The sequence below is a fragment of the Allobosea sp. 117 genome (genome assembly GCF_000702305.1).
Classification (GTDB): Bacteria; Pseudomonadota; Alphaproteobacteria; order Rhizobiales; family Xanthobacteraceae; genus Ancylobacter.
In genome coordinates this window covers 58051-71786 of the sequence record NZ_JNLC01000001.1, presented here as the reverse complement: position 1 = coordinate 71786, position 13736 = coordinate 58051, and the positions used below count along the sequence as shown (strand labels likewise).

General features: G+C 67.6%; 13 protein-coding genes. 5 read left to right on the top strand and 8 right to left on the bottom strand.

Annotated elements, in window-relative coordinates; genetic code table 11:
• Positions 1–102 precede the first annotated feature (102 nt).
• The gene (locus U742_RS0100345; protein WP_029348901.1) at positions 103–915 is read left to right on the top strand and encodes a transglutaminase-like domain-containing protein; all 813 of its coding nucleotides are present in this window, start codon (positions 103–105) and stop codon (positions 913–915) included.
• Between the two features lie 313 nt (positions 916–1228).
• On the top strand, positions 1229–2011 hold the full coding sequence (locus tag U742_RS0100340) for a lytic murein transglycosylase (protein ID WP_029348899.1): 783 nt from the start codon (positions 1229–1231) through the stop codon (positions 2009–2011).
• 98 nt (positions 2012–2109) lie between these two features.
• On the opposite strand, the gene mepA is transcribed toward U742_RS0100340, so the two are convergent.
• On the bottom strand, positions 2110–2997 hold the full coding sequence (gene mepA / locus U742_RS0100335) for a penicillin-insensitive murein endopeptidase (protein WP_029348897.1): 888 nt from the start codon (positions 2995–2997) through the stop codon (positions 2110–2112).
• 46 nt (positions 2998–3043) lie between these two features.
• Positions 3044–4072, bottom strand: a complete 1029-nt coding sequence (locus U742_RS0100330; protein ID WP_029348895.1) for a L,D-transpeptidase — start codon at positions 4070–4072, stop codon at positions 3044–3046.
• A gap of 226 nt (positions 4073–4298) precedes the next feature.
• Here U742_RS0100330 and U742_RS0100325 point away from each other — a divergent pair, with 226 nt between their 5' ends.
• Positions 4299–4682, top strand: a complete 384-nt coding sequence (locus tag U742_RS0100325; RefSeq protein WP_029348893.1) for a PRC-barrel domain-containing protein — start codon at positions 4299–4301, stop codon at positions 4680–4682.
• Between the two features lie 72 nt (positions 4683–4754).
• Here the strand turns inward: U742_RS0100325 and U742_RS0100320 are convergent, their stop codons facing one another.
• Positions 4755–4952, bottom strand: coding sequence for a YegP family protein (locus tag U742_RS0100320; RefSeq protein WP_029348891.1), 198 nt, complete (start codon positions 4950–4952; stop codon positions 4755–4757).
• Positions 4953–5107: 155 nt separating this feature from the next.
• Positions 5108–6913: a translation elongation factor 4 gene (gene lepA, locus U742_RS0100315; protein ID WP_029348889.1), complete on the bottom strand. Its 1806-nt coding sequence runs from the start codon at positions 6911–6913 to the stop codon at positions 5108–5110.
• 137 nt (positions 6914–7050) lie between these two features.
• On the opposite strand from lepA, the gene U742_RS0100310 reads away from it, so the two are divergent.
• Together U742_RS0100310 and U742_RS0100305 are read left to right on the top strand one after the other, a co-directional pair.
• Positions 7051–7689: an MBL fold metallo-hydrolase gene (locus tag U742_RS0100310; protein ID WP_029348887.1), complete on the top strand. Its 639-nt coding sequence runs from the start codon at positions 7051–7053 to the stop codon at positions 7687–7689.
• Between the two features lie 174 nt (positions 7690–7863).
• Positions 7864–8691, top strand: a complete 828-nt coding sequence (locus U742_RS0100305) for an MBL fold metallo-hydrolase (RefSeq protein ID WP_081852743.1) — start codon at positions 7864–7866, stop codon at positions 8689–8691.
• A 145-nt stretch (positions 8692–8836) separates the two neighbouring features.
• Here U742_RS0100305 and U742_RS0100300 read toward each other — a convergent pair whose 3' ends face one another.
• From U742_RS0100300 to U742_RS0100285, 4 genes are read right to left on the bottom strand one after another with little or no spacing between them, the layout of a single operon-like run.
• Positions 8837–10138: an amidohydrolase family protein gene (locus tag U742_RS0100300; RefSeq protein WP_029348883.1), complete on the bottom strand. Its 1302-nt coding sequence runs from the start codon at positions 10136–10138 to the stop codon at positions 8837–8839.
• Positions 10135–11082, bottom strand: a complete 948-nt coding sequence (locus U742_RS0100295; protein WP_029348880.1) for an ABC transporter permease — start codon at positions 11080–11082, stop codon at positions 10135–10137. Before U742_RS0100295 ends, U742_RS0100300 begins: the two co-directional genes overlap by 4 nt.
• Positions 11082–12149 (bottom strand): ABC transporter permease, encoded by a 1068-nt coding sequence (locus U742_RS0100290; protein WP_029348878.1) that lies wholly within the window; start codon positions 12147–12149, stop codon positions 11082–11084. The genes U742_RS0100295 and U742_RS0100290 overlap by 1 nt, the downstream gene beginning before the upstream one ends.
• A 13-nt stretch (positions 12150–12162) precedes the next feature.
• Positions 12163–13710 (bottom strand): ABC transporter ATP-binding protein, encoded by a 1548-nt coding sequence (locus U742_RS0100285; protein WP_029348875.1) that lies wholly within the window; start codon positions 13708–13710, stop codon positions 12163–12165.
• Between the last annotated feature and the right edge of the window lie 26 nt (positions 13711–13736).

The following is a 13736-nucleotide window of genomic DNA, read 5'->3' as shown; positions in this document are numbered from 1 at the left end:
TGTCACGTACAATGGTTATTGCGGTGCTCGTGGTACGGTGGGGTCCGCGTGCTGACTGCCGCCGATTTCCGGCAAGCGGCTTCACGCTCCCGGGAAACGCGCATGCTGATCCGCTACGGCTATGAGATTACGTTGATGTGCCAGCAGGCGACCGCGCTTGTCTGCCTGTTGTCCGTCCACGAGGATCGCGCCGCCGATATCCGGGCGCCGGAAACGGTGTTCACCACACCTGACGTGCCGACATCGACCTATCGCGACCTGTTCGGCAACAAGTGCCGGCGGCTTGTCGCCCCGATCGGCGACCTGACGATCTGGGGCGACGCCACGATCGAGGATGACGGCCAGCTCGACCCCGTGCTTCCCGCCGCACGTGAAGTGCCGGTGCCGGAGCTGCCGGACGAGTGTCTCGTCTATCTCATGGGCAGCCGCTACTGCGAGACCGATCGCCTGAGCCAGATCGCCTGGGACCTGTTCGGCGCGATAGAGCCCGGCTGGGGCCGGGTCCAGGCGATCTGCGATTTCGTCAACGGGCACATCAGGTTCGACTACATGCAGGCGCGGTCGACCCGCACCGCCTTCGAGGCGTATCACGAGCGCGTCGGCGTCTGCCGCGACTACGCGCATCTCGCCGTCGCCTTCTGCCGCTGCCTCAACATTCCGGCCCGCTATGTGAACGGGCATCTCGGCGACATCGGCGTGCCGGTCGTCGATCCGATGGATTTCAGCGCGTGGATGGAAGTCTATCTCGACGGCGCCTGGCGCACCTTCGATCCGCGCAACAACGCCCGGCGGATCGGCCGCATCGTCGTCGCCCGCGGCCGCGACGCCACCGACATACCGCTGATCAATTCCTTCGGTCCCCACCTGCTGAAGTCCTTCCGGGTATGGACCTATGAGGTCGCCGCCGTGGAATAGGCGCCGCCGCTGGCGGCGGCGCTCCCGGCAGATGTCTTCGGTGCGTTCGGCCATAGCGCCCTCTCCATCCCGCGAATCAGATGGAAGCAGGCAGGTCCGGCTCAAGGGCATGGTTGATGGAGAGGGACTCGGAGCGATTCTATACCGTCCGAGGGGTTTACCCTTCGCTCACCCCGTCCATATCCGGGCTCGGCCATCCCGGCCTACCGTCTTGCGCGATCCGAGGCGGCCGGCATAGGCTCGCCGCGGGTTCCCTCAAGGGCGGGCTGTACACATGTCGCGGCGTTCGATTCGGTCGGCTCCGGTCCGGCTCATGGCCGGGGTCTTCACTCTCCTCCTGTCCCTTCTCGCCGCGCCGGCCTTCGCCGCGCAATGCGGAAACGATGCCTCCGGCTTCAATGCCTGGCTCGCCGCCTTCCGCCAGGAAGCCGCCGGTCAGGGCATATCGCCTTCGGCCCTGCGCGCGCTCGACGGCGTGGGCTACGACACCGGCGTCATCCGGCTCGACCGCAACCAGAAGCACTTCAGCGTCAGCTTCGAGCAGTTCGTCGCCAACCGCGTCGGCGCCGGGCGCGTCAACAAGGCCCGCTCGCTGATGAAGTCGCAGGCCGCGCTGCTGTCCCGCATCGAGCAGCAATATGGCGTGCCGGGTTCGGTGCTGGTGGCGATCTGGGGCATGGAGACCGATTTCGGCGCCAATCAGGGTAGCAAGCCGATCTTCGGCTCGCTCGCCACCCTCGCCTATGACTGCCGGCGCTCGGCCTTCTTCACCGGCCAGCTCCTCGACGCGCTGCGCGTTTACCAGCGCGGCGACCTCTCGCTCGGCGAGATGCGCGGCGCCTGGGCCGGCGAGCTCGGCCAGACCCAGTTCATGCCGACCTCCTATTATCGCTTCGCGGTCGATTTCGACGGCAATGGGCGGCGTGACCTCATCCGCAGCGTGCCGGACGTGCTCGCCTCCACCGCGAACTATCTGCGCGGCTATGGCTGGAGCGGCAAGTCGCCGGCCAACAACATGGGCGCGCTGGCGGGCTGGAACAAGGCAGGCGTCTACCAGAAGGCGATCGTCTACTTCGCCAGCAAGCTCGAGGACTGAACCGCGTCGGGGCGCCCCTCCGGCGCCTCGCGCCGAACGGCGGCGGTGCGCAATGTCAGCGCGCCAGCCGCGCGGCTGACGCCGCTCCAGCAGCATCCTCACCGCGCCAGCAGCACCTGCCGGCAGGCGGTCGGCAGGTCGGCGAGCATCATCGGCGGCTTGGGCTTCGGCGGCTCCTTCGGCGGCGGCGCGGGCTTGGGGTGGAGCACCGCGTCGGAGAACCACCAGTCCAGTTCCTTGCCGCAGCCCTCGCCCGCCGGCACCGGGTCCTGATCCCGGCAGCCCTCCTGCCCGGCCGGGCAGCCGAGCCGGACATGCATGTGGTAGTCGTGCCCCCAATAGGGCCGCACCTTGGCGAGCCAGCCCCGGTCGCCCTTGGCGTCGCGGCAGAGCGCCTTCTTGATCGCCGCATTGACGAAGATGCGCTCAACCTCCCTGTCCTGCGCCGCAGCGCGGATGACCGCAACATGCGAGGGCGTCCACACCTTTGCGTCGACGTCGAGCCGGTCCGGCCGCACGATCATGGTGGCGGAGACGCTCTCGCGCTCCTCCCGGGTGAATTCGCGCTTCGGCATCGGGGTGAGCCAGATGTCGGCATCGAGCCCGACCTGATGCGAGGCGTGCCCGGTCAGCATCGGGCCGCCACGCGGCTGCGACATGTCGCCGACGAGGATGCCCGGCCAGCCCGACACCTCGGGCACCCGCGTCGCGAAGCGCTCCAGAAAGGCGACGAGCTCGGGATGCCCCCAGTTGCGGTTACGCGACAGGCGCATCACCTGCCAGGCCGGACCGTTGACGGCGAGCGGCTCGGCACCGGCAAGGCAGCCCTTGGCATAGAAGCCGATCGCCCGCGCCTCCATCGGCGCGGCCACCTTCATACCCCCGAAGAGCTGCTTGGCGGGCGTGGTGTCGAGCGCCTGCGCCGCTGCCGTCCCCGCCGTCAGCGCAAGGCCCAATGCCACGCAGGAAAACAAAGCGAATCGCATCGACCAGCCCCCGATGCGGCGAAGATCGTTCCGGAACGGCCGCCGATCAACTCGCCGCCGCGGATACGACCACGAAATCGTCGTCCGAGCGCGTGCCGGGATGCGCCGGCAGATCGGTGATCAGCATGGTCGAGCCCGGCACCAGCAGCGTCGCAAGCTTCGCATTCGCCTCCTTGGCGACGGTGACGCGGTCGATCGCGTCGCCGACCTTGCCCGGCCCGTTGCCGTTGCCCTCGAAGGACACCGCCGTCCAGGCGATGTCGCCCTTCACGTCCTTCAGCACATAGACGACGTTGCCGAGCGGCGTTCCGGGATCGCGGATGGTGACCGGTGCCGTGTAGACGACGTCGCCGCCCTTCAGCACGGTCAGCGCGGCGTCGGCGCGGCTGATGACCATGGAGACCGCGACGGCATCGGCCGGCGCGCTGCCCTGCCCCGCCGGCGAATTGCCGGGCGCGGCGCTCGAATTCGCCTCGGCGGTGGCGACCACCGCATCGGCGTCCTTCGACAGGATGAGGCCCGGATGCAGCACGTCCGCCGGCTGGGAATGCGCATCGGCGACGATCACCGGCGTACCGTAATGGGTGACGCCGAACAGCAGCTTGGCGAAGGCGAGCGGCAGGTGCACGCAGCCATGCGAGGAGGGATAGCCCGGCAGCCCGCCGGCGTGCAGAGCGACGCCCGACCAGGTGAGCCGCTCGGTATAGGGCATCGACGCGTCGTTATAGAGCGAGGAATGGTGGTTCGCGTCCTTCTGCAGGATGGTGAACACGCCGACCGGCGTCTCGTGCCCCGCCTTGCCGGTCGAGACCGTCGACACGCCGATGCGGATGCCGTTGCGATAGACATAGGCGCGCTGGTCCGGCAGCGACACGATGATGGCGACGAGCCCCTGCGGCGCGCGGTCGGGATACCAGACATATTCGCCCGGCTTGAGCGCGGCGATGTCGACCAGCGCCGGATCGTCGAGGCTCGCCGAGCGCGAGGCCATCGGCACACCGAGCAGCGCGAGCACGCCGGCGGCCTTCAGCGCGCCGCGCCGGTTCATCGTCCAGCGCCCGTTACTGCCCGCCATCGATCCGCTCCTCCAGAAAGGCAGGGCAAAATACCGGAGGAGGCGACCTCACGGCAACCGCCTCCGCCCATGCCGTCAAAGGTATTTTGATAAGAATTCGGAAGTCATTCGACACTGTTACTCTATTCATCCGGCCCGATGCAGGTCATGCGCAAGATTTCCGTGGAACTGTCGCGGGCGGCAGGCGTTTTCCAGCCATGGCAAACGACACGAACTGGAGGATAAGATGCAGAGCACGCAGCAGAATCTCGAAGCCCGCGAGACCGCTACCCTTATCGCCAGCGACAAGGTGGAAGGGACCGCCGTCTATCGTCCGGACGGCGAGCGCATCGGCTCGATCGCGCGGGTGATGATCGACAAGCTGACCGGCCAGACCGCCTATGCGGTGATGAGCTTCGGCGGATTCCTCGGCTTCGGCGAGGACTATTATCCGCTGCCGTGGTCGCTCTTGAAATATGACGAGAACTTCGACGGCTACGTCGTCGACATCACCGAGGAACAGCTCCGTGGCGCGCCGCGCCAGAGCAGCGCGGAGGAGGGCAACTGGGCGGACCGCGACTGGGGCCGCAAGGTGGACGACTATTATAACGTCCCGCCCTACCTCATCTGAGCCCGCTACGGCATAGCCCCATGACGGAAAAGGCCGGGCCCTTCCGGCCTTTTCTGCATGAGCGAATGTCGATCAGGCCTTCTTCTCGTCCTTCGGCAGCTCGACCACCTCGGCACCGGGCGCGTTCTTCTTGATCGACTCGATGGCGCTCAGCGCCGAAGCCTTGGCCTTGTAGCTTTCCGACGCGAACATGTTCTCGCCGTTCGACGCCTTGAAGCGGAACCGGAAACCGCCAGCCTTGTCCTCGTAGACTTCGAATTTATACGCCATTTGAGCACCTCCCCATCGCTGTATGCGAACAGTGCGATGGGAGCACAAATACCATCGATTCGAAAGCCGCGCGCTCGGCGTGCGGTCAGGCAGCGCGCAACCGCGCTCTAAAACAAGCCCGCGATTGCCTGCGGATGCCAGCTCGCCCCCGGATGTCAGTCGTCGACCTTCAGCGCGGCGATGAAGGCTTCCTGCGGAATCTCGACGCGGCCGAACTGGCGCATCTTCTTCTTGCCTTCCTTCTGCTTCTCCAGAAGCTTGCGCTTGCGGGTGATGTCGCCGCCATAGCACTTGGCGGTCACGTCCTTGCGCAGCGCGCGGATGGTCTCGCGGGCGATGATCTTGGCGCCGATCGCCGCCTGGATCGGGATCTGGAACAGGTGCTGCGGGATCAGGTCCTTCAGCTTCTCGCACATCGCCCGGCCGCGATATTCGGCCCGCGTCCGGTGCACCAGCATGGAGAGCGCATCGACCGGCTCGGCATTGACCAGGATCGACATCTTCACGAGGTCGCCGGTGCGATATTCGGTGATCTGGTAGTCGAAGGAGGCGTAGCCCTTCGAGATCGACTTCAGCCGGTCGTAGAAATCGAACACCACCTCGTTCAGCGGCAGGTCATAGGTGACCATGGCGCGCGAGCCGACATAGGTGAGCTCGATCTGGTTGCCGCGCCGGTCCTGGCAGAGCTTGAGCACCGCGCCAAGATAGTCGTCCGGCGTCAGGATCGTGGCGCGGATCCACGGCTCGCGGATCTCCTTGATCTTCACCACGTCCGGCATGTCGGCGGGGTTGTGCAACTCCAGCACGGTGCCGTCGTTCATCTCGATCTCGTAGATCACCGACGGCGCGGTGGCGATGAGGTCGAGATTGAACTCGCGCTCCAGCCGCTCCTGGATGATTTCGAGATGCAGGAGACCGAGGAAGCCACAGCGGAAGCCGAAACCGAGCGCCGCCGAGGTCTCCATCTCGAAGGAAAAGCTGGCGTCGTTGAGGCGCAGCTTGCCCATGGCCGCGCGCAGATCCTCGAAGTCGGCGGCGTCGACCGGGAACAGGCCGCAGAACACCACCGGCTGTGCCGGCTTGAAGCCCGGCAGCGGCGCGTCGGTCGGGCGCTTCTCCTCTGTGATGGTGTCGCCCACGCGGGTATCGGCCACTTCCTTGATCGAGCCGGTGAGGAAGCCGATCTCGCCCGGCCCGAGCTGCGCCATGGCGGTGAGCTTCGGGGTGAACACGCCGACCCGGTCGATCTCGTAGGAGGCGCCGGTCTGCATCATCTTGATGCGCTGGCCCTTCTTCATCACGCCGTCGACGATGCGCACCAGCACCACGACGCCGAGATAAACGTCGTACCAGCTATCGACCAGCAGCGCCTTCAGCGGCGCCTCCGGGTCGCCCTTGGGCGGCGGCAGGCGAGTGACGATCGCCTCCAGCACGTCGGGAATGCCGAGGCCAGTCTTGGCGGAGATCAGCACCGCATCGGAGGCGTCGAGCCCGATCACATCCTCAATCTGCGCCTTCACCTTGTCCGGCTCGGCGGCCGGCAGGTCGACCTTGTTGAGGACCGGGACGATCTCGTGATTGTTGTCGATCGCCTGATAGACGTTAGCGAGCGTCTGCGCCTCTACGCCTTGGGAGGCGTCGACGACGAGCAGCGAGCCCTCCACCGCGGCGAGCGAGCGGTTCACCTCATAGGCGAAGTCGACATGGCCGGGCGTGTCGATGAGGTTGAGGACGTAGTCCCTGCCATCCTTCGCCTTATAGGACAGCCGCACCGTCTGTGCCTTGATGGTGATGCCGCGCTCGCGCTCGATGTCCATGGAATCGAGCACCTGCTCGGTCATCTCGCGCTCGGAGAGCCCGCCGGTCGTCTGGATCAGACGGTCGGCAAGGGTCGACTTCCCGTGGTCGATATGCGCGACGATCGAGAAGTTGCGGATGTTGTCGATTGCACGGGTGCTCATGGCCGGCGCAGATAGCATCCGCTCAACCGGCTCACAAGCCGCGGGCATGCCCACCATTCGCCATAAGGCGCGGTTCTTCTTGCAGTGCGGTATAGGATCGACGACAGTCCGCGTCGATCCGCCCCCGAGGAAACCCGATGCCGGAATTGCGCGTTGCCGTCGTGCCTGTCACCCCGTTCCAGCAGAACGCCTCCATCGTCTGGGACGAGGCCACCAAGCGCGGCGCCGTCGTCGATCCGGGCGGCGACCTCCCGCAAATCCTTGCGGCGCTTGAGGAACTCGAGGTCACGGCCGAGAAGATCCTGCTGACCCACGGCCATATCGACCATGCCGGCGGCGCCGCCGAGCTCGCGCAGGCGCTGCGGGTGCCGATCGAGGGGCCGCACGAGGCCGACGAGTTCCTGCTGGACGATCTCGAGGCCGCCGGCGCCCGCACCGGCATCCCCGGCCAGCCCGTGCGGCCCGACCGCTGGCTGAAGGAGGGCGACACCGTCGACATCGGCGACCTCGCCTTCGACGTGCTGCACGTGCCCGGCCACACGCCCGGCCATATCGTGCTGGTGCACAAGCCGGCCTCCTTTGCCATCGTCGGCGACACGCTGTTCAACCGCTCGGTCGGGCGCACCGATTTTCCCTATGGCAGCCACGAGACGCTGATCGAAGGCATCAAGGGCAAGCTGCTGACGCTGGGCGACGAGGTCACCATCCTGCCCGGCCACGGCAACGCCTCCACCATTGGCGCGGAGAAGACGGCCAACCCGTTCCTGAAGCGGTGACTGCCGAGCTGCGCTGAGCGCCCGCCCCGAAAAGCACCGTCATCCCGAGGTGCTCGACCGCAGGGCGAGCCTCGAAGGATGACATGGCGAACGAGCGGCATCGCAAACGCGAAATCGTGACTCGCGCCGCAGCGCAGCAATGTCGATCATGACCCGACCTTACGGGAGTGGCGCATGATCGGCAGGGGCCTCGTAGCGACGACACTGACCGCACTGACCATCCTGACCGTCCATCTCGCCGCGCCGACCGCCGCCCGCGCCGAGGCCGAACGCTGCCCCAAGATGGTGGCGCAGTTCCCGCCGATGGAGATCCCACCGGCCTTCAGGCTGGCCGCGCTCCAGCCGACCGAGGTCAGCCTCACCTATATCGGGCACTCGACCTTCCTGATCGAGACGCCCGGAGGCGTGACGGCGCTGACCGACTACAACGATCATGTCCGCCCCGACATCGTGCCGCGCGTCGCCACGATGAACCACGCGCATTCCACCCACTACACCAACGTGCCCGATCCCGGCATCGAGCACGTGCTGAAGGGCTGGGCCGACGCGGACGGCACGCCGGCGCGCTACAATCTCGATGTCGGCGATCTCTGGGTCGGCAACGTGCCGACCAACATCCGCGACTACAATGGCGGCACCGAGAAGTTCGGCAACTCGATCTTCGTGTTTCGCGCCGCCGACCTGTGCATCGCCCATCTCGGGCATCTGCACCACACGCTGACTGAGGACGACATCGCCGTCCTCGGCCGCATCGATGTGGTGCTGGCCCCGGTCGACGGCAGCTACACGCTCGACGTCGACGGCATGGTGGAGGTGCTCAAAGCGCTGGAGGCGCCGCTCGTAATCCCCATGCACTATTTCAACGAGAGCACGCTGAACCGCTTCCTGAACCGGCTCGGCGACAGCAAATACGCGGTCGCGCGCAATCCCGGTCCGCGGATCACCCTCTCCCGCGCAACACTGCCCGCAAAGCCGACCGTGCTGGTGCTGCCGGGGCATTAAGCCCATCCGGCCGCGCGGGGAGGCGCGGCGCAGAAGCCTCGGCGCCTCACCCACAGTCACCGTTATCCTTCGAGGCTCGCTCCGCTCGCACCTCAGGATGACGTCGCTATTGTTGGCTCTACGAAAACCGTCGCTTCCGCCCGTTCTACGAGACGCCGCCGGCCTTCGGCGCATAGGCCGCCGGATCAACCAGCCCCGGCCGGCCCGGAAGGTTCAGCGCGGAGACGCGCGGCACGCCCTCGGCGATCACCTGCCCGCGCCGGATCACGAACAGCCGTGCCGCCTTGAGCCGGATCGCCTCGATCGGGTCGGCCGCCTGCAGCACCACGAAATCGGCGTTGCAGCCCGGCTCCAGCCCGTATCCCTCCAGCCCCATGATGCGTGCCGGATTGGTGGTCACCGCCTCGAAGCACCAGGTCATAGCCGCGCGCGAGGTCATCTGCCCGACATGAAGCGCCATGTGCGCCACTTCCAGCATGTCGCCCGAGCCGAGCGAGTACCAGGGGTCCATGACGCAGTCGTGCCCGAAGGCGACGTTGACGCCGGCGGCACGCAGCTCGGGCACCCGTGTCTGCCCCCGGCGCTTGGGATAGGTGTCGTGCCGGCCCTGAAGCGTGATGTTGATCAACGGGTTGGCGATGGCGTGCACGCCAGCCTCGACCATCAGCGGGATCAGCTTCGAGACATAGTAGTTGTCCATGGAGTGCATGGAGGTGAGGTGCGAGCCGGCCACCCTGCCCTGCAACCCCAGACGCTGCGTCTCGTAGCTCAGCGCCTCGATGTGGCGGGAAAGCGGGTCGTCCGTCTCGTCGCAATGGATGTCGACCAGCAGCCCGCGCGCGGCGGCGATCTCGCACAGGATTTTCAGCGAAGCGGCGCCGTCCGCCATGGTGCGCTCGAAATGCGGGATGCCGCCAACCACGTCGATACCCATGTCGAGCGCGCGTTCGAGATTGGCGGCCGCGTTCGGCGAGCGGAAATAGCCGTCCTGCGGAAAGGCGACGAGCTGTAGGTCTATGTAATCCTTGACCTTCTCGCGCACGTCGAGCAGCGCCTCGACCGCCAGCAGCCGGTCGTCGCAAATATCGACATGGCTGCGTATGGCGAGCAGCCCCTGGCTCACCGCGAGGTCGCAATAGCGCAGTGCCCGCTCGATCACCGCCTCGTGGGTCAGCAACGGCTTGAGCTCACCCCACAGCGCGATGCCTTCGAGCAGGGTGCCAGACTGGTTCATGCGCGGCAGGCCGAGCGAGAGCGTCGCGTCCATGTGGAAATGCACGTCGACGAAGGGCGGCGCGACGAGGCGCCCGTCCGCGTCGATCACCTGCCCGGCCTCGGCCTCGATGCCGCGCTCGACGCCGACGATCTTTCCGCCCTCGCAGGCGATGTCGATGCCGGTCCGCCCGTCCGGCAGGGTGGCGTTGCGGAGCAGCAGGTCGACGCTCATCTCTGGCCCTTGAAGTACGGTTTCATCAGCGCGCGCGGATAGTCGGCGCGCCGCGCCACCAGTACCAGAGCCGCGATGGAGAAGAGATAGGGCAGCATCAGGAAAATCTGGCTCGGCACCATGCCGCCGGCGATGGTCTGAATGCGGAGCTGGTAAGCGTCGAGCGCGCCGAACAGCAGCGCGCCGAGCAGCGCCTTCCCCGGTCGCCACGAGGCGAAGACGGTGAGCGCGATGCACACCCAGCCGCGCCCGTTGATCATGCCGAAATAGAAGGCGTTGAAGGCGGAAAGCGTGAGGAAGGCGCCGCCCAGCGCCATCAGCGCCGAGCCGGCCATCACCGCGCCTATGCGCAGCCCGACCACCGAGAGACCCTGCGCCTCCACCGCCTCCGGATTGTCGCCGACGGCACGCAGCGACAGGCCGAGCGGCGTGCGCGCCAGCACGAAGGCGACGACGGCGACGCACAGGAAGGCGAGCACGGTGAAGGCGGTCTGCTGGCCGGCGATCGGCCCGATGAAAGGCAGGTCGCGCAGCAACGGCACATCGAGCGTCGGAAAAGGCTCGATGCGCGGCGGCGTCGCCACATTGGGGAAGGCGACGCGATAGCCGAAATAGGCGGCGGACGTAGCGAGCAGCGTCACGCCGATGCCCGTCACATGCTGCGACAGGCCGAGAGGCACGGTCAGCGTGCCGTGGATCAGCCCGAAAGCCGCCCCGACCAGCGCCGCCACCACGACGCCGCCCCACAGCGACAGCCCCAGATAGACGGCCAGCCAGCCGGCCATGGCGCCGGCGACGAAGATGCCCTCGATGCCGAGGTTCAGCACGCCCGCCCGCTCGCAGATCAGCGCACCGAGCACGCCGAAGATCAGCGGCGTCGCGATGCGGATGGTCGCCGCCCAGAAATTCGCCTGCAGGAGGATGTCAAACGCGTCCCACCACATCACGCGGCGCTCCGGCGGACATAGACGATACGGAAGCGCGTCACGAGCCCGCCCACCAGCACGCAGAGCAGCGCGAAGGAGACGACGAGATCGGCGAGGTAGTTCGACACGCCGATCGCCCGGCTCATCGAATCCGCGCCGACGAACACGCCGGCGACGAAGATCGCGGCGGGCACCACGCCGAGCGGCGAGAGGTTGGCGAGCGTCGCCACCACGATGCCGGCATAGCCGAAGCCGGGCGAGAGATCGGCGGTCAGATACCCCTTCAGCCCGGCCACCTCGCTGGCGCCGGCAAGCCCCGCGAGCCCACCGGAGATCGCCCCGACCAGAGCCATGGACAGCCCGACCGGCAGACCGGCATAGCGCGCCGCCCGGGCGTTTTCGCCAACTGCCCGGATGCGGAAGCCCCAGACCGTGCGTGTGATGAAGACATGCAGGCCCACGGCGCAGGCGAGCGCCAGGATCAGCCCTGAGTGCAGGCGCAGCCCTTCGAACAGCTTGGGCAGCGTCGCCTCGTCGACCAGCGGCGCGGATTGCGGCCAGCCGAGCGCCATCTCGTCCTTCATCGGGCCTTCGAGCATCATCTGCACGAAGAGCAGCACGACGAAGTTCATCAGCAACGTCACCACCACCTCGTCGGCTCCGAAGCGGGTCTTGAACAGCACCGGCAGGAGCAGCAGCATCGCGCCGGCCGCCGCCGCGCCGATCAGCACCAGCGGCACGAGGAGATAGGGCGGCGCGGTGATCGCCCCCGCACCAATGGCGACCGCCGCCAGCGCACCGGCGTAGAGCTGGCCCTCCGCGCCAATGTTCCAGAGCTTGGCGCGGAAGGCGACGGCAGCGGCGAGACCGGTGAAGATGAGTGGCGTCGCCCGCGTCAGCGTCTCGGCCAGCGCGAAGCCGGAGCCGGCCGCCCCTTCCGCCATCAGCGCGAAGGCACTGAAGACCGGCGCACCGGACAGAGCGAGAGGGATCATGGTCAGCAGCAAGGCCGCGCACCCCGCACCGATGGAAACGGCGAGGCTGAGCCAGACCGGCGTGCGTTCGCGCGGGACGAAGCGGATCATGTACGCTCCCCGTTCACGCCGCGTCCTCCAGTCCGTGGCCGGCCATCATCAGGCCGACCGTGCGCACATCGAGCCCATCGGTCGGCATGGCAGCCGAGAGATGCCCGGCATGGATCACCGCGATGCGGTCGGAGAGCGCGAAAAGCTCGTCGAGGTCCTCAGAGATCAGCAACACGCCCGCGCCGCGCGCCCGTGCCGCAAGCAGCCGCCGGTGCACGTCGGTGGTGGCGCCGATGTCGAGGCCGCGCGTCGGCTGGTGGGCCAGCACCAGCTTCGGCGCCCGCTCCAGCACGCGGGCGAGCACCACCTTCTGCATGTTGCCACCGGACAGCGAGCGGATTGCTGCGTCAGGCCCAGGGCAGCGCACGTCATAGGCCTTGATCGCGGCGCTCGCCCGGGCGCGGATCTCGGCGCGCCGCACGAGGCCGCCGCGCTGGTTCTCCGGCGCGCCAATGGTCTCCAGCACATAATTCTCGGCGATGGTCAGCCCGCCGATGGTGCCGTCGCGGTGGCGATCCTCCGGGATGCGGCCGACGCCGGCACGCAGCCGCGCCAACGGATCGGCCCCGGTGACGGCCTCGCCGGCGATCTCCACCCGCCCCGCGCGCGCCGCCGCGAGACCGGCGACGAGTGCGGCAAGCGCCCCCTGCCCGTTGCCGGACACGCCGGCAATGCCGACGATCTCCCCGCTTCGAACCTCAAGGCCGGCATGCTCCAGCCGATCGCGCTCGCCCGGCCGGCCGACATAGACACCGGCAAGCCGCAGAACCGCCGCGCCGGGCGCGCCCGGCACGCGCTCCCGTGCGGGGATGGCGCGGCCGATCATCAACTCGGCCAGCATGGCCCGGTCGGCGCCGGCGGTCGGCCGGTCCGCCACCTTGGCGCCGCCACGCAGCACGACGACGCGCTCGCACAGCGCCAGCACCTCGTGCAGCTTGTGGCTGATGAAGATCACCGCCAGCCCCTTTTCGGCGAGCCGGCGCACGGTGGCGAACAGCCCGTCCGCCTCCTGCGGAGTGAGCACCGCCGTGGGCTCATCGAGGATCAGCACCCGCACATTGCGGTAGAGCGCCTTCAATATCTCGATGCGCTGCTGTTCGCCGACCGAGAGCCGGCCGACCGGCGTGTCGATATCGGCCTGCAGGCCGGATTCGACCATCAGCGCCTCGATGCGCGCCCGCGCCGCGCGGCGGCCGAGCGACAGCTTCCAGAGCGGCATCGTGCCGAGCAGGATGTTCTCGAGGCCCGTGAGGTTCTCGGCGAGCGCGAAATGCTGGTGGACCATGCCGATGCCAGCCTGCAGCGCAGCCTCGGCCGAGCCGCCGGGCAGAGGCGCCAGCCTGCCGTCCGCACCAGCAACGAAGACCTCGCCTTCGTCGGCGACATAGTGGCCAAACAGGATGCTCATCAGCGTCGTCTTGCCGGCGCCGTTCTCGCCGAGCAGCGCGACGATCTCGCCGGCGCGCACGTCGAGATCGATCGCGTCGTTGGCGACCAGCGGGCCGAAGCGCTTGGTGATGCCGGCGAGCGACAGGACGAGCGGGCGAGGGTCGGGATGCATGGAGAACCTTCTCATCCCCGTCATCC

What these genes read in the sequence shown, in the direction of transcription:
- lepA (WP_029348889.1), bottom strand. Translation starts at nt 6,913, where the DNA reads ATGAGCACCCGTGCAATCGACAACATCCGCAACTTCTCGATCGTCGCG.
- mepA (WP_029348897.1), bottom strand. Translation starts at nt 2,997, where the DNA reads ATGCGATTCGCTTTGTTTTCCTGCGTGGCATTGGGCCTTGCGCTGACG.
- U742_RS0100330 (WP_029348895.1), bottom strand. Translation starts at nt 4,072, where the DNA reads ATGGCGGGCAGTAACGGGCGCTGGACGATGAACCGGCGCGGCGCGCTG.
- U742_RS0100340 (WP_029348899.1), top strand. Translation starts at nt 1,229, where the DNA reads ATGGCCGGGGTCTTCACTCTCCTCCTGTCCCTTCTCGCCGCGCCGGCC.
- U742_RS0100345 (WP_029348901.1), top strand. Translation starts at nt 103, where the DNA reads ATGCTGATCCGCTACGGCTATGAGATTACGTTGATGTGCCAGCAGGCG.
- U742_RS0100320 (WP_029348891.1), bottom strand. Translation starts at nt 4,952, where the DNA reads ATGGCGTATAAATTCGAAGTCTACGAGGACAAGGCTGGCGGTTTCCGG.
- U742_RS0100285 (WP_029348875.1), bottom strand. Translation starts at nt 13,710, where the DNA reads ATGCATCCCGACCCTCGCCCGCTCGTCCTGTCGCTCGCCGGCATCACC.
- U742_RS0100300 (WP_029348883.1), bottom strand. Translation starts at nt 10,138, where the DNA reads ATGAGCGTCGACCTGCTGCTCCGCAACGCCACCCTGCCGGACGGGCGG.
- U742_RS0100325 (WP_029348893.1), top strand. Translation starts at nt 4,299, where the DNA reads ATGCAGAGCACGCAGCAGAATCTCGAAGCCCGCGAGACCGCTACCCTT.
- U742_RS0100295 (WP_029348880.1), bottom strand. Translation starts at nt 11,082, where the DNA reads ATGTGGTGGGACGCGTTTGACATCCTCCTGCAGGCGAATTTCTGGGCG.
- U742_RS0100310 (WP_029348887.1), top strand. Translation starts at nt 7,051, where the DNA reads ATGCCGGAATTGCGCGTTGCCGTCGTGCCTGTCACCCCGTTCCAGCAG.
- U742_RS0100305 (WP_081852743.1), top strand. Translation starts at nt 7,864, where the DNA reads ATGATCGGCAGGGGCCTCGTAGCGACGACACTGACCGCACTGACCATC.
- U742_RS0100290 (WP_029348878.1), bottom strand. Translation starts at nt 12,149, where the DNA reads ATGATCCGCTTCGTCCCGCGCGAACGCACGCCGGTCTGGCTCAGCCTC.